This is a genomic window from Paenibacillus prosopidis, assembly GCF_003337375.1.
In the GTDB taxonomy this organism is placed as follows: Bacteria; Bacillota; Bacilli; order Paenibacillales; family Paenibacillaceae; genus Pristimantibacillus; species Pristimantibacillus prosopidis.
The window spans coordinates 374,699-397,040 of record NZ_QPJD01000003.1 but is presented as its reverse complement, the minus strand read 5'-3'; the positions used below and the strand labels follow the sequence as shown (position 1 = coordinate 397,040).

Genomic DNA, 22,342 nt, shown 5'->3' with positions numbered 1-22,342 from the left:
ATCAATGTAATCCTCCTTCGGTTACCATTCGTTGCTTTGTTTCATTCAATCTTCTTTCGGCTCCATGATTGATAATCGGCTCCGACCAAGCAAATCCATCCTTTGAATAACGAGGTATGACGTGCATGTGATAATGCGTCAAATCATTAAAAATGCCGCCATTCTGACATATCGTTATCCCATGAGGGTTAAACACCTTCTTTAACACCTGGGTCATTTTTACAGAAGCATTCATGATTGCTGATAGCGTTTCTAGCGTTATTTCGTCTACATCAAGAAAATGGTTTTTAGGTAATATTAAGAGATGTCCCTCATTAAATGGCTCCATATCAAGAATGCAGATAATTAATTCATCTTCATATACAACATGTACGTTCTCGATCTTATTGGCTATTCGACATCCGAGACAGTCCAATACCACTCCTCCTTTTGTTCCAACGCCTCATATCCTATTTTTATTCGAATAAAACAGCAGGTGAATGATCGCGATACTTTGCGTAATCATTAGATACGTTCCCGAAACCGATGGTCTTCGTTAATCACCTCAAGAAGAGATTACATCAATAATTTCTACAGTCCTAGTATCCGTATCCAAAATTCTACTTCGTATATCATTTTTTGCAATAAACACTTCCTGCCCATTCTCATCAACACAGTAAGCGATTGGGATTGAAACATCCGAGCCGCGATATGAACCATCAGCATGACTTGTGCCCATCACTAACGTTTGATAAGCCACAGCTATTTTCTTAGCTTCAATTATCCACTCATCAAACTGCTCTTCACTGAACATCCCTACACCGATCGGATGAGCAATAAAATCAATTTTGGAAGTCGCCAATCCGCTTAATCCTTGTAAAACCAACTCATCACATAGGATATGTCCAATTCGTTTCCCTTCCACTTCAACGATTACGGAGCTATCATATTTCGCACGATCTAAACTAATTACTCCATTCCGATTAATGATAATTGCGCGATCCTTCGGTTTTTTATGTCCAGAAATGATTATTCTATTAGATGTCTTAGCAAGCTCACAGGCCAATTCTACATTGTGATTCAAATATCCCTCAGGAAAAATAATAATATCAACGGAAGGATGATTAAGGGCTTCTTGTTCAAGCTGTCTGATCTCTTTTTCTAATTTGGGTTGTGCGATAAGAATTTTCATCGTGTAAATCCTTGTTTTAAGAGATATTTCTGGAAATATTGCTCCCTTAACCATTCATCTGTCTCCATATGTGGATGAATGAGAGTTGGGATATGTTCTTGCAATTTTCCCTTTAGATATACACAATGATGGTCGTAGCTATGCGAATCATTTAACATCAAATCAAGCGTTTCAGGGAGATTAGATGCAACTCCAACATTTTGGCTATGCATAATCCAGTCTATTTTTTTCCAATCCAAAATTCCTTCAACTGTCTTTATTGGTGTCTGATATTCAAAGCTTTCCGATACCTCTGCTACATAAGCGTACATACCACCAAAATTTGATCCGTCGCTTGTCCACGTTACGATACCTTTAAAATGTAATACGTAATCTCTTATATTCGTTTCTTCCTCTATTTCTCGAATCATCGACTCTCTTGGAGTCTCATGCAGCTCAAGCTTGCCGCCTATACCGTTCCAGCAGCCCATCCAGCTCGGATATTCCCGGTTCAACAATAAGATTTCTTGTCCGCGTTTAATGAAACAAATATTATATTTAAGCATTAAAATACTCTCCTATTATGTAGCGTCAATGTTTAGGGTAAAGATTTTTTCACTTAATCGTATCATATAAGTCGATTTCATATGAATTGGATTCTTGGATTCTCCAATTCTTAGTTATCTCCAGATGCCACGCATTAAGAACTCTTTCTAATCCATTTTCATTAATCCAATGATGTAAAGCTTCATATGAATTTCTAATCTCTCTATTAGATCCCGTATGTGTAATGACGGCATATCTCTGTTCAGGAACAGTTAGAGTAACCATACCTGCAGGAATCTCATCATATTCTTCTACTTCTACGCAAACCCAGTACCCATCCTCTTCATCCAAGTAATCTCCCACTACAAATCCACCTATCATTTTATTAGGATCAATTACATTCTTTATTTTAAGAACTTGTTCCTCTAATTTCTTAGCAGCCTTCGGTATTTCATTTACGTATTGATCTCCTTCACAAACAACACGAATGCCGACTAATTTCTTGCTTTCTAGCTGTACGACCCGCATATTTTCCCTACTTTCTTATTAACTATGTTTTTAAACCGGCCCTTACAATCTCAACATACTTCTTTGGAGCTTTAGTCAAATATGCGTCCTGAATGACACCCTTCACTTCGTGCCATTCAGCATCTCGATCAAGTCGTACACCTACCCAACCAAGATGTCCAACATACGCAGGAATATAATAAATTTCTGGATTGGATTCGACAAGTATCGGTTGCGCGCCTGAAGGTGCGGCACACCATAATGCAACTTTCCCATCGCCATGGTGATTCAGATGGTACTGTACAAACGACTTCTTCTCATTCACAAAAAAAGTTGGGGCCCCGTGACTCAACCGTTCGTTTGTTCCTGGAAATGATAAGCATAATGCTCGAATTTGATCCAGATTTTCATTATACACATCATTGCTCATGCTTTCTTTTTGATCCATCTTGATATAAAGCCTCCCCATATGTAGGTTTCTTGATAGATGTATGGTTGAAATTTTAATTTTCTATACTAATATACGGGTATGAGGATGGCTGATCCAGGGGATATTGCAACAAAGGAGGAATAATTCATGTACAAAAAAATAGCTTTATTATTATCTCATTCATTGATCTTTTCACTGCTAGTATGTTGTGGGACGAGTACAGCTAATAAACCTAATGAAGCCATAGATCCCATCAAAGAAAAAATAGCCGGAATGACCATCGATGAAAAAATTGGTCAAATGGTAATCGTAGGGCTGAAAGGAACATCCATACAAGCTCGCGCTCTGAAAATGATCGAATCCTACCATATTGGCGGGTTTATTTTGTATAAGGAAAATATAGCTGACGCTAACCAAACCATGACCTTGCTCAACCAATTGAAGGCTGCGAATATTTCTAATACAGCTCCTTTATGGTTGAGTGTTGATCAAGAGGGCGGAAAGGTTAGTCGAATGCCTGATGAATTCATCGAGCTCCCAAAGGCTCAACAAGTCGGAATGGTTAACCAAAGAAGTTATACCCGTCAGATCGGTTTGGCATTAGGTAAAGAAGTGCATTCGCTTGGCTTTAATATGGATTTCGCTCCCGTGCTCGACATTAACAGCAATCCGAACAATCCGGTAATTGGAGATAGATCATTCGGTTCTGATCCACAAACCGTTGTTCGTCATGGCATTGAAACGATGAAAGCTATTCAATCTGAACAAGTCGCGGCTGTGGTGAAGCATTTTCCAGGACATGGGGATACTTCCGTCGATTCACACCTTGATTTGCCTGTCGTTTACAAAACATTGAAAGAGCTGCAATCGTTCGAGCTGCTTCCGTTCGAAGAAGCCATAAAGCAGGGTGCGGATGCTATAATGATTGCTCATTTGCTTATTCCGAATATCGATAAACAAAATCCAGCATCGTTGTCACGAACAATAATAACCAATTTATTAAGGGAAAACCTCAAATTCGATGGAGTCGTTATTACCGATGACATGACGATGGGCGGAATCATAAAGCATTATGATATAGGTGAAGCTGCCATAAAATCCGTACAAGCTGGCAGTGATATCTTGCTTGTCGGACATGATTACGATAAGCAAGTATCCGTCCTACAAGCTCTAAAGAAAAGTACGGACAACGGAATACTGACTGAAGAAACCTTAGACCGGAGCGTCTATCGTATTTTACGATTGAAAGCAAAATATAACTTAAAAGATGATCCTGTTATAAGTATCGATGTCGATAAAGTGAACCGAAAAATCGAAGCTGCATTAGAAGCATCTCTTCCACTGCTTCCAGAAATAATCGACCGCCGCATCTAATCGCTTAATCTGATCTCTTATATCGAATAGTTGAATCATCACTTATTCACCCGTTTCGTTACTTAAATGATAAAGAAGCCACCTATATAATACAGGTGGCAATTAGAATTCCTATCATTTTAACTTTGCATACTCTCTCAATAAGTCTTCAACCAGTATCCCATTAATTTTCAGACCCGTTATATTGCAATCAGAAATTTCTACATTGGTTAAATTACAGTTCACGATCGTGCTATCGTTAAGCATACAGTTTTCAAACCGTAAAGGTCTCTGTTTCTTGTCAGGTTCGTAATGAGGATGTCCTTCCGGCGGCAATCCAATATTATGTATGAATGCTCCGCCAAGCTGAGCCCCGTCAATCTCCAAATCACTGAGGTTTGCATCCGTTATCTTCGTACCGGCAAGTGTTATGTTTTCCATATAGAGACGTTCAGCACACACATTTACAAATCTAGAATCGGCAATGCTAGCATTGTTAACTTCCAAACTTTTATTAGTGTTCGAAATCTCAAAACGTTCCATGAATACGCCCTCCAATATTGGATATCATTACCTAAATCAATGATATCTCATAATGAAAGGCATTTCTACAACTTTCTTCTGAATACTAGCCTACATACCCAAAATATGATAACCCGCATCCACGTGAAGAACTTCTCCTGTAATTCCTCTGGATAAATGGCTCAATAGGAACATGGTTGCATCGCCAACCTCATCCTGATCAATATTTCGACGAAGCGGTGCCCGTTCATCAATAGTGGACATGATAGCGTTAAAGCCGGACACACCTTTTGCAGCTAACGTGCGAATAGGGCCTGCAGAAATAGCATTTACCCGTATTCCGTATTTCCCTAAGTCTTCTGCCAAGTACATAACGCTTGCTTCCAATGCGGCTTTCGCTACTCCCATAACATTGTAGTTTTTCACTACCCGTTCAGCGCCAATGTAGGACTGAGTCACAATGCTGCCGCCTTCTGTCATGAGTCTCTTCGCTTCCCGAGCAACGGCGACCAACGAATACGAGCTTGAGCTCTGGGCTAACATATAACCTTCTCTTGTCGTATTCACATACTCCCCCTGCAGCTCATCCTTTTCAGCAAAAGCAACCGAGTGCACAACACCATGAATGGTGCCTGCAGCTAATTCAATTTCCTTAAATGCTGATGCTACGCTGCTGTCATCTAACACATCGCAGGATACGGTTTGTAAAGCTTCTATTTGATGGCTTTCCAATAGCTTCTGGAGCTTTTCTAACGATCTTTCTTTTCGATAGGTGAAAATAAGCTTAGCTCCTTGATTGTGAAGAGATTTGGCTACGCCCCAGGCGATGCTTCGATCATTCGCTACACCCATGATGACGATTGTTTTATTTTGCATTAAGTTAGACAAAAGTTGTTCCTCCTAAATTTTAAACAATAATTAGAAACGGATCTGTTTTACTTGAGTTTTCACTCGGTCATATACCCGTTTCAGCGAACTTCTGTTATCTGGTGACAGGCTGATATTGGACATTAAAGCGATATACTCCACGTTATCTTTCACCGACATGTTATCTGTATCGATATGATGCTGGAACGTCTGGTCAGCTAACCCCGTCACGCATCTGTCGATTTGCTGGACAGCCCATGAGTTGCTGCTTTCCCCACGACTCCGCAGCCTCTTTCTCAAAACATCCTTCGAAGCACATAGAGCAAAATGATGGATGAGTACGCCATCTTCCCTTAGCTTGCCTATAATTTCATTAAAATAAGGCGGATGTACGATGGTCATCGGCACAATAATTACTCCATCGTATGCAGTATCAAGATGCTTCAGCATCGAATAAGTAAACTCACGCCACATGGAGTAATCTTGGAAATCATCCTTATGGATTGTTTTTGGGGTATTCTTCTGAATAAAATAACCTGCGTTTTCTGGATCATATAAGTAGGAGTTTATCATTCTTCTATGCAATTCATACGAAGTTTGCGATTTCCCTGCTCCGAACGCACCATTTATCCATATAATCACGTTAATCACCTAGTCTCTAGTTCTTTCATAAAGTAATAATGTTTAAATCCTCTAGGAGCATTTTCAATAACGCCAATAACATTGTAGCCTTTTTTTAAATAAAAGTCTGGAGCTTGAAAGCTGAACGTATTTAACTTAATAAACGTACACTTTTTTTCTTTTGCGATTTCTTCGATTTCAGTTAGAAGCTTAGATCCATAATCCATGCCCCGATAATTTTGGTCGACCCATAATATATCAACCTCGATCCAGTTCCAGCACCATACGCTATTTAAACCGCCAATGATATCTCCTGTATCATTTTTCAAGGTAAGATTGATTTCTTCATAGTTCCTATTTAAATCTGAAGGGACGGTTTCGTCATTGAATGCGATTAATCGGTTCCGTACATATTCACTTTCTTCTTTAGTGCCTCTACTGATCGAGTGATTACTCATCAGTAAATACCTCCCTTATTCGTTTGTTCCGACATCATCTAATTGCCTTACAAAAGTTATATAGTCCGTATTAATGGGTTCTATCCCTTCTTTTCGAAGAAGAGCTGCTAACTGTCCTCGGTGGTAACTGCCATGCAAGGAAACTTGCGTCAAAATATCATAGACTGTTGTATTAAAACCTTCTCCCTTGCTGTTTCGATAAGATATAACGTTTAACAAATCAGCATCTGTATGCTGCTTGAAATAATGCATAAATCCAGCATTGTTCTCTTGAACGATGTTCTCACACTCTTCAAGGCTAAAATCATCAGGCCAAATCGAAATCATTGAAGCATCTTTTCCATTAATACGTGTTAACCAAACTTTTTCGGCAGAAAGGACATGGGCAAATAAGCGTAATAGCTTTTCTATATCACCCTCAATTGCTTGCAAAGAATGAACAATCTTCGTATTGGCCCAGTACATGTGATCAAAGATACGAATAATATGATTCATTTTAGAACACTCCTTTTCACTAATAATAAGGGAAATAGCTCCCGAAAGCTGCAATGTTTGAGTTTCATCTGAGTCTCCCTATATCACTTCTTAGTTAAAATCATAATTCCAGTAGACCAGTCTAATTTCAATATATGAAAATCCTCTTTTTGATCAAGTGCTTCAATTAGCTTATGAACCTTGTCTCCGTGCCCTTCTGGCCAGTTCGGCTGAGGATTCAGATCGTCAATAATATAAAGACCGTTTGGTTTCAGCATGCCTAGCACTTCATCAAGCAGATAAAATTTCCCTGGCCACGTATCAGCAAATATCAAATCAAATTTCTGGTCGAGATGCTCTTTAATAAAATCCACCCCGTCAGTTACTCGAAAATCAACTCTTCGATCAAGAATGACCTCCTTAGCAATATTGATATACTTCTCTTCCGATTCAACTGTTATTAATAATGAGTCATGATCCATTCCATCAAGCAGCCAGGTCGTAGAGTATCCCGCTCCAGTACCTAGTTCAAGTGCTTTACAATTCGGTTTGGTCGAGATCAGCAATCGCAGCAAACTGCCTGTTAAATTATCACAAGACATTGTAAAATTATGCTCTTTCGCTTTTCTCTGAATATGATCGGCTAACCAAGGCTGATTCATGCTTTCCTGCAACATAAACATCGTCTCCCTGCTCATTATTAGTCATCGTCAATACGTTTTTCGAATAACACTGTGATGCACTTGACTCACGGTTTTACGCATCATCATTTCTAAAATTCCTTCAGGATATAACGGTTTTTCAGTTAATTGTTCTAACGATTTCCAGACCAGTTTAATATCATCGTGCTCTTTATGCATTTTCATATCTATAAGAACAGAATCATGATTTAACCAACACCAGTGAATTAACGTACAATCATGTCGTTGTATGCCATCATACTCAATAATGCTTTCATTGATTAAAGCTAGCTGTCCGATGTTTAATTCCAAATCAAACTCTTCGAACAGTTCCCTTACGATCGTTTCAGATGCTGTTTCACCAAACTCTACACCGCCGCCTGGAAATCGATAGAAGGTTTCTTCAACATCGCATTGAACTAAAAATCGGGTAAAATCCTTGTTATGTATAAGCCCTTCAGCTCGTAATTGAGGCTTCTTTATTCCTGTATCTTGAAAAACAATCTTGGGTTAACCTACCTTTCGAGCTTATTTGCCGTCAAAGTAAAGCTGCCCGGATAAAACGATGCTCACCGTTTCTTGTCCTGGCTTACATGATCCTTCATGTTATCACTCCAATTTATTCAATAAATCAGAAGGGCTTTTCAATTTTGTGAAATCACTTTGAATGTAGGTATTAAACCAAGTTGCATGATAAACTCTCAATCCCGCCTTATCTGCTCCTTCCAACTCTCCTGAACCGCCATCACCAACAAATATCGTGTTCTCTGGTGCTGATGAAAGATGCTTACAGCTTAATAAATATATTTGCTTATCAGGTTTAGCCATACCGACCTCATAGGAGAAAATAACATCATCAAAAAAATGAGAAATTATGCTCTTTTTCCAGTACTGCACCTCTTCTTCTGTACAGTTACTTATCAAGCCTATTTTTATGTTTTTTTCATGAAGTGTGGATAACAGTTCTAGGATGTCTAAACGGATATTTTCAAACGGGATTGTCTTCTCTTTCTTTCGTTCCTTATATAAATGCATAACTGCTTCTTTATTAAATGGTAAATTTCTACTCAACATAATATCTTTAATGACCGAGGGATAATCGGCTAATTCACCGCTCATTCTTCTACTTTGACGACTGCCCCACTCCTGCTTAAAATCTTCGTTGGACAGACCTAGTAATTCCATGTAATTATAGCTTCGTTTAGAAGTTCTGCTACCATTTGAATATTCGGTTATCAACGTTTCAAACAAATCAAATATAACTGCTTTCCTCTTCATATTCGCAGCTCCTCTTCATTCAGGGTCCTTTCGCATTACGAAACCGTATGATCGAGAAATCTAAAGAAGATGAAATGACTTTATCCCTTATTGGGTACAAATCCGGAGTAAATCGTAATTCTACTTTTTCAGCTAAAATTTTTCCAAGAGGATCACCGACTAGTTCAACCTTTGATGGAGTGATTTCTTGTTTTGAAATATAATACCCAGCTGTCTTTGCTTCTTCAAACAACTCAAAGCCGTCCTCAGCGAATGTATAAACGTACAGCTCTGTATTTCGAATCCGATCTAACCAGTCATTTTCAACGACAATCATTTTATCTACTGTACTATCGGAGAAAAAGCCTTGAAGTGCTCCAATCTGCTTTCCAATAAATTACTCTTGGACAATCTCTAGGAAAAAAGTAATGAAGAGCATGCTCTTGATCAATTGCAAATACGACAGGTTCTAAATGAGAAAATGCTTTTGCCGTTCTTGGCTTAAATATTTTTATATTGGACTCTTCGCTAAAATGATAGAGCATTCATTGTTCACCTTTTCCGTTCTTCATAGCTACAAAAGTTAAACAATCGCATCTTAACAAGATTTCTCTTCCGTTTCTCTCGATTAAAAATTCTAGAGGTTTTTCGTGGGTGTCTAGAACTTCCCATCCTTTATATACTTTATTAAGTAACTGGACTGCTTGATCCGTACTTAAGTTTATTTCCATATAGGGCTCTAAGCTTTCACCGGTTAGCGCATCATTTTCTTTAATATTGGTGCTCATAATAATGCAGTTTATCCCATCTGACTTAGTGCCCAACGTCATTCTCCCTAATGTATCTACTAATACTTCTACAGATTTCACGTGTTCTAACGCGGATACGGCAACAATAAAATCAAATTCATGGATTGGGATATTATAATCGCCAATATCAGATAATATAGGCTCTAAATAATGGTCAACACTATGTTGCCTGCTATAACTCATCAATCTACCTAAAGCAGACTCTATAAGATCAACACAAACGACCTTCCCGTTTCGTTTCAGCAGAGTTTCAGCAATTGGTATGCTATTTCTTCCAACGCCGCAGCCTAGATCCAAAACAGAAAGGTACTCTCTATCTTCCATTAATGAAAGGTTGTCCATTACGGTCCTCACAGGTTTATGCAGCCACGATCCCGCTTCAAATAACTTATAATTGTCATAACAAGCTTCATGGTATTTTCTTTCTTCGGCTCTTATTTTTTCAATTCTATTTTCCATGTGTTCTCCTTCATAAAATAAAATGACGAAGGCATCTGCGCTTCGTCTAAATGATGTCTTATTAATGTATCATGTCTTTGGGTTGTTGGAAATATATAACTACCAATCCGCAGTTCTATTTGCTTTTCCCCATTTTAAAGCTTTCATGACCAAGATATCTGTATATTTCTCTTTTTCCTGTTGATATAGCTCATGAGGATAAGACTCAAGCAGCTTTAATTTGTGCAGACCATATTTAGCCGCTTCGAGTGGATATTCCATTAAATACGATTTCAAATCTAAAGAAGTTAGAATCCGAGGATTTTTATTCTCAAAGATATGGATATGGTGTGTTCGAGGATTCTCGCCTTTAGTAAAATATCTTCTTCCCGGAATACCATTTTCTCCTCTTACCCTGTAACCTCGCCCCATCATCAAACCATCGTATAAACTAACGTTTTCAATATTCTCTACAATAATTAAAATATCAATAATAGGCTTTGCATAGCCGATGGATGGTACAGAAGTACTGCCAACATGATGGATCTCAATGATTTCTTTCTGAAAAATATGCTGTAATTCCTTCGACATAATCTCATACATCAAATGCCATTCAGAAGTCCAAGCTACTACTTCCCATTTACGGCCCATAAAACACCTCGCGATCATCATCCTGCTATTTACTTAGACAATTCTTAATGCGCTAACTATTGTCCAAATTCCCGAAGTTATAATGAGCCATAATGCTATTTTTCTAAACAGCTTATCGTTTAGCTTCTTTAATGCTTTAACTCCAATAATTACTCCTATGAACGTCGCTGGTACAAACCACGCCGTATACATCATCACATCCTGAGTAATCAGATCTCTATAGAAAAAGGCAGTAACTGTTATAACATTCAATATGATGCCATAAATCGTTATATTCGCTCTGAATGTCTCTTTACTTGCACCTTGATTTGACAAGAACAAAGCGACAGGCGGGCCGCTCATCGAAATACTACCATTTAATAATCCGCTTGTTAGACCAACTGGAATGAACGCGATTCGCTCGTTTTTTATGGGAAATGTTTTTCCCATGAGCAATAAGCATGCAAAGACGACAATTAATAAGCCTGCAAATAATTTCAGGACATAAGGTTCAACGTAAACTAATAATTGTGTACCAACCGGTGCGGCTAATAAACTTGAAACGACTAAGAGCCCTATTTTTTTGAATTGTATATACCGTCGTGTGCTAATAAAAACGTAAACATTAGTACATAAGCTTAAAATGACTACAATAGGCACAGCCTCTTGAAGCGGTATAAATAGCGTTAGCAGTGGCATAGATATCAAAGCAAATCCGAAGCTAGTTAAGCCTTGTATGAACCCTGCGGCAAATATAACGACTACGCCTAATAAAACAAGTATATAAAAATCCATGTGAACATCCTTTGTATGCTAATTGTTTTGGTTGATTCAACTCTTAATTATTGGACTGCCATATTTTGAGTTTGTTTCGATAACAGCAATCATAATATTATTTCTCTAGCTTGATTCAAATCACTACAAATAAAATCCGGCTTAATTCCTTCTCGTATTAGATTTGTTTAACCGGTTTAACCATATCGCTTGTATTCCAACATTTTGCGCTCCCCCGACATCACTTATTAAGGAGTCGCCGATATGAATGACTTCATCAGTATTCAAGCGGTATCTTTTCAAAGCTTCAAGAAATAACTCCGGTCGTGGTTTATATGATCGTACATCTTCACTTGTTAATATATCATTTACATGTATGTCATGATACTTTATGGCTGCCTGAATATATGATGAGTCAATATTTGAGAGTATGTACACTGGAATTCCCTCAAACGCTTGTAAAAATGGCTTTGTATCTGAGTACAATTTAGGTTTTGTCCAATGTTCCAATTGCAATTGAATGATCTCTTCTGCATCACAATTTGATTCGAATTTTCTAATGGTATTTGCCAATGATTCTATGCCTAACGTTCTTTGGGTTCGAAAAGATTCCCCGCAACTATTTTTGAACATAATAGAAAACTCATTCCACCAGAAGGCTCCTATATCTTTTAAAGCACATTCCTGAGCGGCCGTTGATTTCACCTTTTCACAAATAATAGGAATAATGTCATCGTCTTCATGAACTAATGTTCCATAAAAATCGAGGAAAATCGCATTAAACTCCATAGAACCATCCACACTTTCCTGAATTATTTATCTAAGAGCACCATGCGGCAAACAAGCTTGTACACCCTTTACCCCATTTACAATCTGCGTTATTTTCAAATCAATGACCGCACTTCCAAATGCCATCGCTTCAACTCTGGTTAATCCATACAATTCATTCATTAAAGTCAACATGCCGTCTATTGCCTGAACTGAAGCATCATTTAAATCTTCATGAAAACCGAACGTAATCCAGCCGGATGGTGTATTAGCCCGAGGAGTAGTTAATTGAATATCCTCTCTTAAATAGAGAGTGACATCGATTAGCTCCATCGGGCATTCTATGGCTTGACCGCTAACTTCCCCATCGCCCTGCAAAGCATGCCCATCACCAATTGCCAAATAGCCACCTTCTATAGGGATGGGCAAGAACAAGGAGCTTCCTTTAATAAGATCTTTGCAGTCTAAATTTCCTCCGCAAAGTCGAGGCGGCCATGTTGAGAAAATACCTTTTTCTTCCGGCGGCATGCCTATTACACCCATAAATGGACGTAAAGCAACCGAAAACGTTCTCCCGTTCCACTCACATGATCCGCTCATCGTGATTTTATCAAGCTTCCAATCCAGAGTAATCTCATTGTATTCCGTTAATTTCAACTTTTCATTTTGCCAGTTTGGATATTGACCAGCCGATGTATAACCGTAGGGACCAGGAATCATATCATTTAACTGTATTTCAAGCGTCATACCAGGCTTTGCATGATTGATATAAATAGGTCCAATTAATGCATGTCCGCTATCTATATTAGCTCTTCTTTTAAACGGTTTTTCCCTTTCCCTGTTGCTTATCCCCGTTCCCCATCCCGCATCTAATGTTTGAAATCGTAAAGTGTCTCCGGAGTTTACAGTAAGCAACGGTTTTATTTCCTTTGTAAAAGAACCGATTAATGCTTCCTGACATAAATCAATTTCAAATATGCCCATGTAATCGCCTCCAAAATAAAATTAACTCAAAGCTGACCACTTAGCTTGCCTGCATGTTTAATGATTTCAATACGTACTTATAGACGATTATATTGTAGGAAATCCAATATAGCCACGTCTTATCATCAAACCCTACCTCTATACTGGAGGAAATCCAAGATAAATAAATCATAACGCTAAGTTGTGTGCAAAAAAACCCCAAAGGTCACAATCCTTCGGGGTTAAGAATATTTTCATGTTGCTAGCTATTACATGGATTCCACAAGCGGCCTTGCATTCACCGCGCATACTTTAAAGCCTGGCATTCTGCATGTCGGATCCAATGCCTGATTCGTAATTTTGTTAACATTTTGAATATCGCCCCAATGCATGGGAACAAACACTGTATCCTCCCGTATCTCGCTCGTCAGCTTGCTGCGGACGACGATGCTTCCACGTTTCGATTCCAGACGAATTAACGAGTCTTCCTCGATCCGGTACTTTTGTGCCGTCTTCGGGTGAATTTCCATGAAGGATTCGAAGCTGCGTGCAGCCAGTGTATGACTTCTTCGTGTTTGAACGCCGGTCAAATAATGTGAGAGCACGCGGCCAGTTGTCAAATATAGCGGAAACTCGCCGCTTACCTGCTCATCAGGGAAATGATTATCCACCGCAATCAGTTCTGCCTTACCGCCAGGATGAGCGAACTTCGTCTCAAATAATCGCTTTTCTCCAGGGTGGTCCAGACTTGGACAAGGCCAATAAACACCTTCCTCCCGCCGGAGCCGATCATAGGTGATACCATAGTAATCAGCTACTCCCCCGCGGGTTGCTATACGAAGCTCCTCAAAGATTTGCTCTGAAGACGTAAAGGAGAAATAAGATTCTTTCCCAAGGGTATGCGCAATGCCGCACAAGATTTCCCAATCATGCTTCACTTCACCGGTAACTGCCCGGCTAGCTTCCCGCAATAGAACACGGCCTTCCAGGTTGGTTAATGTGCCTTCATTCTCCAAATAAGAGGAAGTAGGTAAAATCAAATCAGCCAGCTTCGCCGTTTCCGAGAGGAACATATCGGCAACCACCAGAAACTGCAGCTTACGCAGACCCTCTTCTACAAAGTTAGCGTTCGGGTTGGATACGATCGGGTTGGAGCCCATAACAAACAGAGCACGAATCTCCTCTTCATGGACTTTTTCCATCATTTCATACGCAGAGACGCCTTTTCCCGGCAATTCTTCAGGCTGTATGCCCCATACCTCTGCGATATAGGAACGATCAGCCGGGTTTTCAATCAAACGGTATCCCGGAAGCTGATCGGCCTTTTGTCCGTGCTCTCTGCCACCTTGACCGTTTGCCTGGCCAGTAATCGCACCGTAGCCGCAGCCTTCCTTCCCTATCTTCCCGGTAATCAGCACCATATTAAGGAAGTTTCGTACGGCCATATGCCCATCTGTCTGCTGTTCTACGCCCCTTGCTGTAAATACCATACCGGTTGCCGCTTTGCCGAATGCTTCAGCTGCTTGGCGAATTTGCGCGAGCGGAACGCCCGTAATTTCCGCAATTTCGTTCAAGTCAACAGCCGCAAGATGCTCCTTTAGCTCATTAAATCCGTTGGTACGGTCCTGAGTGAATGATTCATCCACATAACCTTCATCCACCAATACTTTCAACATACCGTTAACTAAAGCGGCGTCCATTCCTGGTTTTACCTTTAAATGCAAATCCGCCATCTCGGTTGTGCCTGTATTTCTTGGATCAATAGCAATAATATATGAGCCGTTCTCTTTCGCCCTCGTAAAATAAGGCATGAGCGTAGGCTGGCATTCCGCAATATTCGTGCCCGCCAAAATAATACACTTTGCCGATGAAATTTCAGATAGCTGGTTAGTCAAACCACGGTCAATTCCGAACGCCTTAATGCCGGCGGACGCAGCCGCAGACATGCAAAACCGCCCGTTGTAATCGATATATTTGGTCCGCAGCGCGACCCGTGCGAATTTACCAAGCAAATACGCGGATTCATTGGTCAAAGATCCACCGCCGTATACGCCGATTGCATCGTTCCCGAACTGCTTTCCGACTTTGGTAAAATTGGATTGAATCAGCTGGTATGCTTCCTCCCAGCTGATCCGCACGAATGCTCCATCCACTTTAGCCATTGGATAGGTGAGGCGATCGCTGCTGAGAGCGTGCTGGTAGGCGTTCATCCCTTTGATGCACAACCGCCCTTCCGAAGCGGCATTAGGCTTCGGAAGAACGGTATACGTATTTCTTTCTTCGCCAGGATGCTCGACGATCTGCATTTTACACTGCACGCTGCAAAAAGGACATTGCGTATCCATGACATGGTCGTGTTCGACAATAGCTTCGAAATTCGGTTTATTAGTTAATACCGTTAATGGTTTCATCTGATCACCTTGTCACTGCAGCCGTCTGCTGCTGATTTGCTTGCTCTGGCGAAACCGAAAGCACCTTATCCATACGGCTTCCTAATATTTGCAATAGAAACGGATCGAACAATGCTTCTCTGATTTGCAGCAGACCCATTCGTTCTATCCATTGCGTCACCCGTTCCGCATAATACCCTGTCTCTCTGTAATACTGCAGGAAAGCAGCAACTAGTGTCTGAATCTCCTCATCCGTTGCGGCCGTACAAAGCAGTTGACCCATCTTTACTTGCCTTTCGCCGTTGCCGCCTACATACATCTCCCATCCGCCTGGCGCCCCTACGATTCCGATATCCTTTGTAAGGGATCCCGCGTGGTTGTGCGGGCTGGCAGATACCCCAATCTTTAATTCATGCGGCAGCTGCAGTCGCTCCAGCTTCTTCTCCAATGCGGTCCCGAGTGCGATTGAATCTCGCATCGCATCTACGGCGTATTTAATACCGCTGCATGTTCCAATCGTGCTCACCGATTTCCCGTATACCGGTTCATTACCCGGTAAATTCAGCTCTGTCATAACGGTCGAGACGTCTTCTGCCGCGATACCGAGCAGGCCAAGCTGCGGTCCTTCCAGCAGCTTCACAAGAGGAATCCCATATTTCTCTACAATGTCCGCGATTTGCCGCAGCTGTTCCGGGCTTGTTATACCCCCATACATTCTAGGCATAACTGCAAAAGTACCGTCAGCCTGAATGCCTATCGGTCCGTCTGCTTGCACCAGCGGTGCAGCAGCCCCATGTACGCCTAAATAATAATGTAGTGCAGGGCGGCAAACCGCACAACCCGACTCCGTTTGCCACTCCAATGCGGACATGATTTCTGCTGTATCACTAAAACGGCGGTTCTGAATCTCTAACATAAGTTCATCATGGCTAAATGTTGTGCAAGCGCAGACGGTTTCTTTCTCCGTCGTCTTCTCGAAACCGTGACGGTGCACATAATCCAAAATACTGCTGACCATTGTTTTGCAGCTGCCGCAGGAGCTGGATGCTTTCGTACATTTTTTCACTTCATCGACCGTTTGCAATCCTTGCTCCTGAATGGCCTGCATGATCGTCCCTTTGGAAACCCCGTTGCAGGCGCACACCAGCTCTTTATCGGACATTGCCGCGATTGCGGCTTCTCCTGCTTCCTTGCCGTTTGCTCCAGTATTCATTTCCTTCTCATAGACGGAGATATCCGTCTTCTGCTTGATCATGTTTAGGAGCTTCGTACCCTCACTAATGTCACCAAACAGAACAGCACCAACAATTTTATTATCGCGAATGACAAGTTTTTTGTACGTGCTGCGGATACCGTCAATCCATTTCAGCGACTTTACCTCGTCGCTGTCCATAAATTCGCCGGCGGAGAATACGTCTACGCCCGAAACCTTCAGCTGGGTCGCCAGCACCGAACCATGATAACCTTCATTTTCCATACCGCACAGTGTTTTTGCGAGTACCTTCCCTTGCTCATAGAGCGGTGCTACCAACCCATACACTATGCCGCGATGTTCCGCACATTCACCAACTGCATATACATGGGGTACATTCGTCTGCATATAATCATTGACGACAATAGCGCGGTTTGTTTCAATCTTACCTTCCTTAGCCAGCTGTACATTAGGTCTAACGCCTACCGCCATAACAAGGAGGTCGGCATCGGTTTTGGTTCCGTCTTTGAACTTCAGCCCCACCACGCGGCTCCGTCCGATAATCTCTTCCGATTGCTTCTCAAGCAAGAAGCGCATCCCCTGCTTTTCGAGCTCAGTCTGCAGCATTTTGGCTGCCGTACGGTCAAGTTGTCTTTCCATAATACTGTCAAAAATATGAACAACATCTACCTTCATACCCAGGTTCAACAAGCCACGCGCAGCCTCGAGCCCAAGCAATCCACCGCCGATAACAACGGCCTTCTCATATTTTTTGGACGTTTCCACCATCGTTTCACAATCGCGAATATCCCGAAAGGCGGTAACGCCTTGTTTATTCGCACCCGGCAGTGGCAGCATAAAAGGCAAGGAGCCCGTAGCAAAAATAAGCTCATCGTATGTGACGCTCTTGCCGGATTCCGTAACAACTCTCTTGCGTTCAGTATCTACATTAATTACCGTTTCATTCGTGAAAAGTTGGATATGATTGTCTTCGTACCACTGCCAGTCATTGATCGTGATGTCCTTTATGGTCGTATCGCCCTGCAGCACCTTCGATAACAAAATGCGGTTATAGTTGGGATGGGGTTCTTTGCCGAAAATAGTGATTTCAAAAGCATCCCGATCGATGTTTAATATTTCTTCGACACAGCGTACGCCCGCCATACCGTTTCCGATCACAACTAATTTTCTTTTCGCCATCATTAAACCTCCAATTAGGTAAACGGCTGCACCTTCCTTTTAATGAGCAGTCCCGTTCGCATCTCCAGCCGTACCGGCAAGCGCTGCCAGTACCATGCGTCTAAGCCGTGAACTCCATGCCATTCTGGACTGCCTTTTCTTTCGGCTTCAGGGCAGAATAATTCAAAATCAAACATGCTAAAGCAAATATCACCATGAAAATAAATCCCAAATTGTATTGTCCTGTCGTGTCTTTGACGATACCGAGTACAATCGGCGGAAAAAATCCACCAATGCCGCCTGCTGCGCCGACAATCCCTGTAACCGCTCCTGTATTTCCCGAAGAAACTTCAGGCACCATTTTGAACACGGCCCCATTGCCTAAACCAAGCAGCAAGGAGATCAACAAACATAGGAAGCTGAAATAGACGAAATGATCAAGCGTGAAAGACAAGACAAGCGCGGCAACCAATATCCCGATAAAGACAACCGTTAATACGTTCTTGCTGCCGAAGCGGTCCGCCAAATAACCGCCCGCCGGCCGAATCAGGGTAGCTGCCAAAACAAAACCCGCTGTTCTAAGTCCCGCATCAAAAGCGCTTAGCTGAAATAGTTCTTTAAGAAACGTCGGAAGATAAACACTGAAAGCGACAAAGCCTCCAAACGTCAAAAAATAAAAGATGGACAAATGCCAAGTTGCTTTATCTTTCATGACGGATAATGATTGTTTCAAGGTTTTCGGTTCGGCTGGCTTCGGAGCGTCCTTGGTAAAGGTATGGAAAACTAAAGCCATTACCGCGATTCCAATTGCCAGGCTAAAAAATACCCATGAAATGCCGTATGCGGATGAAATGGAGGGAAGCAAAAAATTCGCTCCCGCTCCCCCTAAATTTCCTAGACCGGCAATGCCCAATATAAACCCCTGGCTCTGCGGCGGATACCATCTGGATACAAAAGTTAAAGAAATAGCAAATGTGGTGCCCGCCATACCGATAAATAAAGCGCAGACCAACATCCATACATAAGAATCAGCAAATCCGGCTGCTACTACCGGTAAAATCAAGAACAGCATCGTGAGCGTAAACACTTTCCTGCCGCCATGACGGTCAGTTAAAATACCCATCGGAATCCGCATAATCGAACCAAGCAGAACAGGAGTTGCAATCAGAATACTCTTCTCAAGCGTACTTAGATTAAAAAGCTCCTGAATCTGCCCTGCAATCGGCGGAAACACTGACCAGATCATGAATGATACGGTCATAGCGAACGTTGAATATATGAGTGCTTTTGTTTGATTCATTTCCATTGGTCCGTTTCTCCCCGAATGTCTTCCTTAGGATGCTTGATAAGCCTTTTCTTCCACGTATAAAATTAAATCACCGCTTTCAGCATCCGCCTCCACCTTGAAGGAAACGACACAGCCTTCATCCGGGTCTTGCACCTTGCCGTCGTTCAAATCGATTTTCCAATCATGTAGCGGACAAAATACGTGATGGTCGCATACGATTCCTTCGGAAAGCTTACCTGCTTTATGCGGACATTTGTTTTCAATCGCTTTTATTTCACCGTTCGATAGCTTAAACAAAGCAATTTCCAAATCTCCAACGAAGATCACTCTTGACCGCATGCTCTCAATTTCCGAAATATGACCGATTTTAACTTGTTTCATGCTGATGACACCCTTTCTAGTTCATTGTGGGAATAGGTAGATTTTCAAATGTTGTGCGCAATTTATCAGTCTCCACAATTTCTTTCCATGGATCTTGCGTCAGGCTGAGCGCAAGTTCTATCCGCTCGACGAGTGCCAATCGGTCTTCTTTCTTCTCTAAGGCAGCCTTAATCGTATCCAGGCCGACTCTTTCAAGCCATTCCGCCGTACGTTCGTTATATTTGCCGGTTTCACGGTAATACTGCATGTAGGCTCCCGTCCATTCCAGAACCTCTTCCTCCGTCTTCACCTTAACGAGCAGGTCTGTGACTCTTACTTTCGTGCCGCCGTTTCCGCCGACATGAATTTCCCATCCGCCGTCGATCGCCACGACGCCCAAATCCTTGATCGTCGCTTCCGCACAGTTACGGGGGCAGCCGGATACGGCCATTTTAAATTTCGCCGGTGTGCTCAAACGTTCGAAGCGCTTCTCCATTTCGATACCCATGGCCATCGAATCCTGCGTTCCGAATCTGCAGAACGTCGATCCTACGCATGTTTTTACCGTACGAAGCGTTTTACCATATGCGTAACCCGACGGCATGTCGAGATCCGTCCACATCGAAGGCAAGTCTTCCTTCTTAACGCCCAGAAGGTCGATCCTCTGTCCGCCTGTTATTTTTACTAGCGGCACTTCATATTTCACCGCTACATCGGCAATTTTCTTCAGATCCTGCGGTGTCGTAACCCCGCCGTAAATTCTCGGAACAACAGAGTACGTGCCGTCTTTCTGAATATTGGCATGATTTCTTTCATTAACGAATCTTGATTCACGCTCGTCTTCGTGATCTTCAGGCCATACCATGCCGAGGTAGTAGTTCAAGGCAGGACGGCATTTGGAGCAGCCTTCCGGGTTGTTCCAGCCCATTACGTTCATGACTTCCTTCGAAGTCGTCAGCTTCATCTCGCGTATGCCTTCAACCACTTCATCGCGGCTAAGCGTTGTACAACCGCAAATGCCTTCTTTGACGGTTTTCACGCCGTCCGCGCCAAGTACATACGTCAGCACATCTGCAATTAGCGGTTTACAGCCGCCACAGGAAGCGGACGCTTTCGTGCAAGCTTTAATATCATTGACGCTCGTGCATCCTTTTTCATTGATCGCAGTTACAACTGCGCCTTTGGAAACACCGTTACATCCGCAAACAATTTCATCATCGCTCATCGAGGCAATCAAATCAGCGTTGGATGGAGCCGAACCGCCCGAGCCGAGCAATATTTCTTTTTCTTTCCCGGTTACATCCTCGCCGCTGCGGATCATGGCGAACAGGCGCGCTCCGTCACTAATATCACCGAACAATACAGCGCCGACAACCTTGCCGCCCCGAATGACGACTTTCTTGTATACGCCGCCGAACTCATCCTGCACACGAACGGCACGTGTATCAACATTATCCAAGAATTGACCCGCCGAAAACACATCCACACCCGAAACCTTCAGCTTCGTAGAAACGACGGAACCGTGATAGCCTTCCGTTTCTAGGCCCGCCAGTTTCTTTGCAAGGACGGCGGCTTGCTCGTACAATGGCGCGACCAGTCCGTATGAAATGCCGCGGTGCTCCACGCATTCGCCAACCGAGTAAACATTCGGAATGTTTGTTTCCATGAAATCGTTAACGAGAATACCTCGGTTAACTTCAATGCCGCTCTTCTTAGCCATCGCCATGTTGGGCTTGATACCGATTGCCATAACAACTAGATCTGCAGACTCTTCGGAGCCGTCCGAAAATCTTAGACCCGTTACCCGCTCTTTTCCTAGAATCTTCTCTGTATTTTTTCCGAGAAGGAATTTCATACCTTGCTGCTGAAGTTCCTTCTGCAGCATAATCCCACCCGTTTCGTCCATCTGTCTGTTCATCAGAATTTTGTTGCTATGAACGACGGACACTTCCATATTCAGATTCAGCAACCCCCGAGCCGCTTCTAGTCCGAGTAAGCCGCCGCCGATAACAACCGCTTTTTTGTACTTTTTCGCCGTCTCAAACATCGTTTCGCAATCTTTAATGTCACGGAATGCGATAACGCCTTTTTTGTCCGCACCCGGCAGCGGAAGCATGAAAGGCAGCGAGCCGGTTGCAATAATGACATCATCGTAAGGCACTTGAATGCCGCTTTCCGTGCTGACGATCTTGCGTTTCGTGTCGATATTGCTTACCGTATGTCCAGCGTGGATAATAATGTTGTTTTCTCTGTACCAGTCCCAACTATTGATAACAATATCATTAATATCCGCATCGCCTGCTAGAACAGATGACAGCATGATTCGATTATAGTTCGGATGAGGTTCACTTCCGAAGATGGTAATGTCATACCGGTTCGGGGCCAGCTTCAAAATCTGTTCAATACAATTTACTCCCGCCATACCGTTACCTATCAAGACCAGCTTCTTTTTCATCGCATCCACACTCCTATTTTGTTAAACATTCTCTAGAAAGACTCTCGTTCTAAAAGACAAGCTATCAATTTGACGTTACATTTGCTAACAAAACTATCTTTATCAATAATTTACCGCATTTTCACGTATATTTCAATAAAAATTTGTCAGGTAATTTAACATTTAAAACAAATTGACGTATGAAATGATAAGTAAGCGTTTTATTGTTCGTCTTTGTTACCGAAAAGCGGA

The 22,342-nt window shown here is 42.1% G+C and carries 26 protein-coding genes; 1 reads left to right on the top strand and 25 read right to left on the bottom strand.

Translation table 11 applies throughout. The annotated features are described in order from the left end of the window. Position 1: 1 nt before the first annotated feature. The 5 genes from DFP97_RS06730 to DFP97_RS06710 form a co-directional block, all read right to left on the bottom strand. Positions 2-415 (bottom strand): HIT family protein, encoded by a 414-nt coding sequence (locus tag DFP97_RS06730; RefSeq protein ID WP_114379203.1) that lies wholly within the window; start codon positions 413-415, stop codon positions 2-4. A gap of 129 nt (positions 416-544) precedes the next feature. After that, positions 545-1,225, bottom strand: a complete 681-nt coding sequence (locus DFP97_RS06725) for a hypothetical protein (RefSeq protein WP_245975945.1) — start codon at positions 1,223-1,225, stop codon at positions 545-547. Continuing rightward, the gene (locus tag DFP97_RS06720; RefSeq protein WP_114379201.1) at positions 1,168-1,716 is read right to left on the bottom strand and encodes an NUDIX hydrolase; all 549 of its coding nucleotides are present in this window, start codon (positions 1,714-1,716) and stop codon (positions 1,168-1,170) included. The genes DFP97_RS06725 and DFP97_RS06720 overlap by 58 nt, the downstream gene beginning before the upstream one ends. A gap of 49 nt (positions 1,717-1,765) precedes the next feature. After that, positions 1,766-2,224, bottom strand: a complete 459-nt coding sequence (locus DFP97_RS06715; RefSeq protein ID WP_114379200.1) for a GyrI-like domain-containing protein — start codon at positions 2,222-2,224, stop codon at positions 1,766-1,768. Positions 2,225-2,246: 22 nt separating this feature from the next. Further along, positions 2,247-2,651 (bottom strand): MmcQ/YjbR family DNA-binding protein, encoded by a 405-nt coding sequence (locus tag DFP97_RS06710; RefSeq protein WP_114379199.1) that lies wholly within the window; start codon positions 2,649-2,651, stop codon positions 2,247-2,249. A gap of 129 nt (positions 2,652-2,780) precedes the next feature. Between DFP97_RS06710 and nagZ the strand changes: the two genes are divergently transcribed. Further along, positions 2,781-4,007: a beta-N-acetylhexosaminidase gene (gene nagZ, locus DFP97_RS06705; RefSeq protein ID WP_114379198.1), complete on the top strand. Its 1,227-nt coding sequence runs from the start codon at positions 2,781-2,783 to the stop codon at positions 4,005-4,007. Between the two features lie 114 nt (positions 4,008-4,121). Here the strand turns inward: nagZ and DFP97_RS06700 are convergent, their stop codons facing one another. The 20 genes from DFP97_RS06700 to nirB (DFP97_RS06610) all read right to left on the bottom strand — a co-directional run bounded on the left by DFP97_RS06700 (position 4,122) and on the right by nirB (DFP97_RS06610) (position 22,111). Continuing rightward, positions 4,122-4,529: a pentapeptide repeat-containing protein gene (locus DFP97_RS06700; RefSeq protein WP_114379197.1), complete on the bottom strand. Its 408-nt coding sequence runs from the start codon at positions 4,527-4,529 to the stop codon at positions 4,122-4,124. A 90-nt stretch (positions 4,530-4,619) separates the two neighbouring features. After that, a complete protein-coding gene (gene fabI, locus DFP97_RS06695) occupies positions 4,620-5,384 on the bottom strand; it encodes an enoyl-ACP reductase FabI (RefSeq protein WP_181873385.1) in 765 nt (254 codons plus the stop codon). A 42-nt stretch (positions 5,385-5,426) separates the two neighbouring features. After that, entirely contained in the window at positions 5,427-6,023 is a 597-nt protein-coding gene (locus tag DFP97_RS06690) for an AAA family ATPase (protein ID WP_281270946.1), read from the bottom strand. Next, complete coding sequence (locus DFP97_RS06685) at positions 6,023-6,454, bottom strand: GNAT family N-acetyltransferase (protein WP_114379194.1); 432 nt, start codon at positions 6,452-6,454, stop codon at positions 6,023-6,025. The genes DFP97_RS06690 and DFP97_RS06685 overlap by 1 nt, the downstream gene beginning before the upstream one ends. A gap of 15 nt (positions 6,455-6,469) precedes the next feature. After that, complete coding sequence (locus tag DFP97_RS06680) at positions 6,470-6,949, bottom strand: DinB family protein (RefSeq protein ID WP_114379193.1); 480 nt, start codon at positions 6,947-6,949, stop codon at positions 6,470-6,472. An 83-nt stretch (positions 6,950-7,032) separates the two neighbouring features. Continuing rightward, positions 7,033-7,605 carry an O-methyltransferase gene (locus DFP97_RS06675; protein ID WP_245975944.1) on the bottom strand — a complete coding sequence of 191 codons (573 nt, stop codon included), beginning with the start codon at positions 7,603-7,605 and terminating at the stop codon, positions 7,033-7,035. Positions 7,606-7,638: 33 nt separating this feature from the next. After that, complete coding sequence (locus tag DFP97_RS06670) at positions 7,639-8,058, bottom strand: NUDIX domain-containing protein (protein ID WP_342773254.1); 420 nt, start codon at positions 8,056-8,058, stop codon at positions 7,639-7,641. Positions 8,059-8,217: 159 nt separating this feature from the next. After that, entirely contained in the window at positions 8,218-8,886 is a 669-nt protein-coding gene (locus DFP97_RS06665; protein WP_114379190.1) for an HAD family hydrolase, read from the bottom strand. Positions 8,887-8,905: 19 nt separating this feature from the next. Then, a complete protein-coding gene (locus tag DFP97_RS06660) occupies positions 8,906-9,202 on the bottom strand; it encodes a DUF6886 family protein (protein ID WP_114379189.1) in 297 nt (98 codons plus the stop codon). Positions 9,203-9,215: 13 nt separating this feature from the next. Continuing rightward, the gene (locus DFP97_RS32220) at positions 9,216-9,410 is read right to left on the bottom strand and encodes a DUF6886 family protein (protein ID WP_425453497.1); all 195 of its coding nucleotides are present in this window, start codon (positions 9,408-9,410) and stop codon (positions 9,216-9,218) included. Then, entirely contained in the window at positions 9,411-10,133 is a 723-nt protein-coding gene (locus DFP97_RS06655) for a class I SAM-dependent methyltransferase (protein WP_114379188.1), read from the bottom strand. A 99-nt stretch (positions 10,134-10,232) separates the two neighbouring features. Further along, the gene (locus DFP97_RS06650) at positions 10,233-10,763 is read right to left on the bottom strand and encodes a GrpB family protein (protein WP_181873380.1); all 531 of its coding nucleotides are present in this window, start codon (positions 10,761-10,763) and stop codon (positions 10,233-10,235) included. Positions 10,764-10,796: 33 nt separating this feature from the next. Then, positions 10,797-11,537, bottom strand: coding sequence for a sulfite exporter TauE/SafE family protein (locus DFP97_RS06645; protein WP_114379186.1), 741 nt, complete (start codon positions 11,535-11,537; stop codon positions 10,797-10,799). A gap of 141 nt (positions 11,538-11,678) precedes the next feature. Continuing rightward, positions 11,679-12,305 carry an HAD family hydrolase gene (locus tag DFP97_RS06640; protein ID WP_245975943.1) on the bottom strand — a complete coding sequence of 209 codons (627 nt, stop codon included), beginning with the start codon at positions 12,303-12,305 and terminating at the stop codon, positions 11,679-11,681. Between the two features lie 27 nt (positions 12,306-12,332). Next, positions 12,333-13,268 (bottom strand): acetamidase/formamidase family protein, encoded by a 936-nt coding sequence (locus DFP97_RS06635; RefSeq protein ID WP_114379185.1) that lies wholly within the window; start codon positions 13,266-13,268, stop codon positions 12,333-12,335. Positions 13,269-13,516: 248 nt separating this feature from the next. Continuing rightward, complete coding sequence (gene nasC / locus DFP97_RS06630) at positions 13,517-15,658, bottom strand: assimilatory nitrate reductase catalytic subunit NasC (protein WP_425453496.1); 2,142 nt, start codon at positions 15,656-15,658, stop codon at positions 13,517-13,519. Between the two features lie 4 nt (positions 15,659-15,662). Further along, on the bottom strand, positions 15,663-18,032 hold the full coding sequence (gene nirB / locus DFP97_RS06625) for a nitrite reductase large subunit NirB (protein WP_245975942.1): 2,370 nt from the start codon (positions 18,030-18,032) through the stop codon (positions 15,663-15,665). Between the two features lie 97 nt (positions 18,033-18,129). Further along, entirely contained in the window at positions 18,130-19,308 is a 1,179-nt protein-coding gene (locus DFP97_RS06620; RefSeq protein WP_147275024.1) for an MFS transporter, read from the bottom strand. Between the two features lie 33 nt (positions 19,309-19,341). Then, entirely contained in the window at positions 19,342-19,677 is a 336-nt protein-coding gene (gene nirD / locus DFP97_RS06615) for a nitrite reductase small subunit NirD (protein ID WP_114379183.1), read from the bottom strand. 16 nt (positions 19,678-19,693) lie between these two features. Beyond that, positions 19,694-22,111: a nitrite reductase large subunit NirB gene (gene nirB / locus DFP97_RS06610; protein WP_114379182.1), complete on the bottom strand. Its 2,418-nt coding sequence runs from the start codon at positions 22,109-22,111 to the stop codon at positions 19,694-19,696. Positions 22,112-22,342 lie beyond the last annotated feature (231 nt).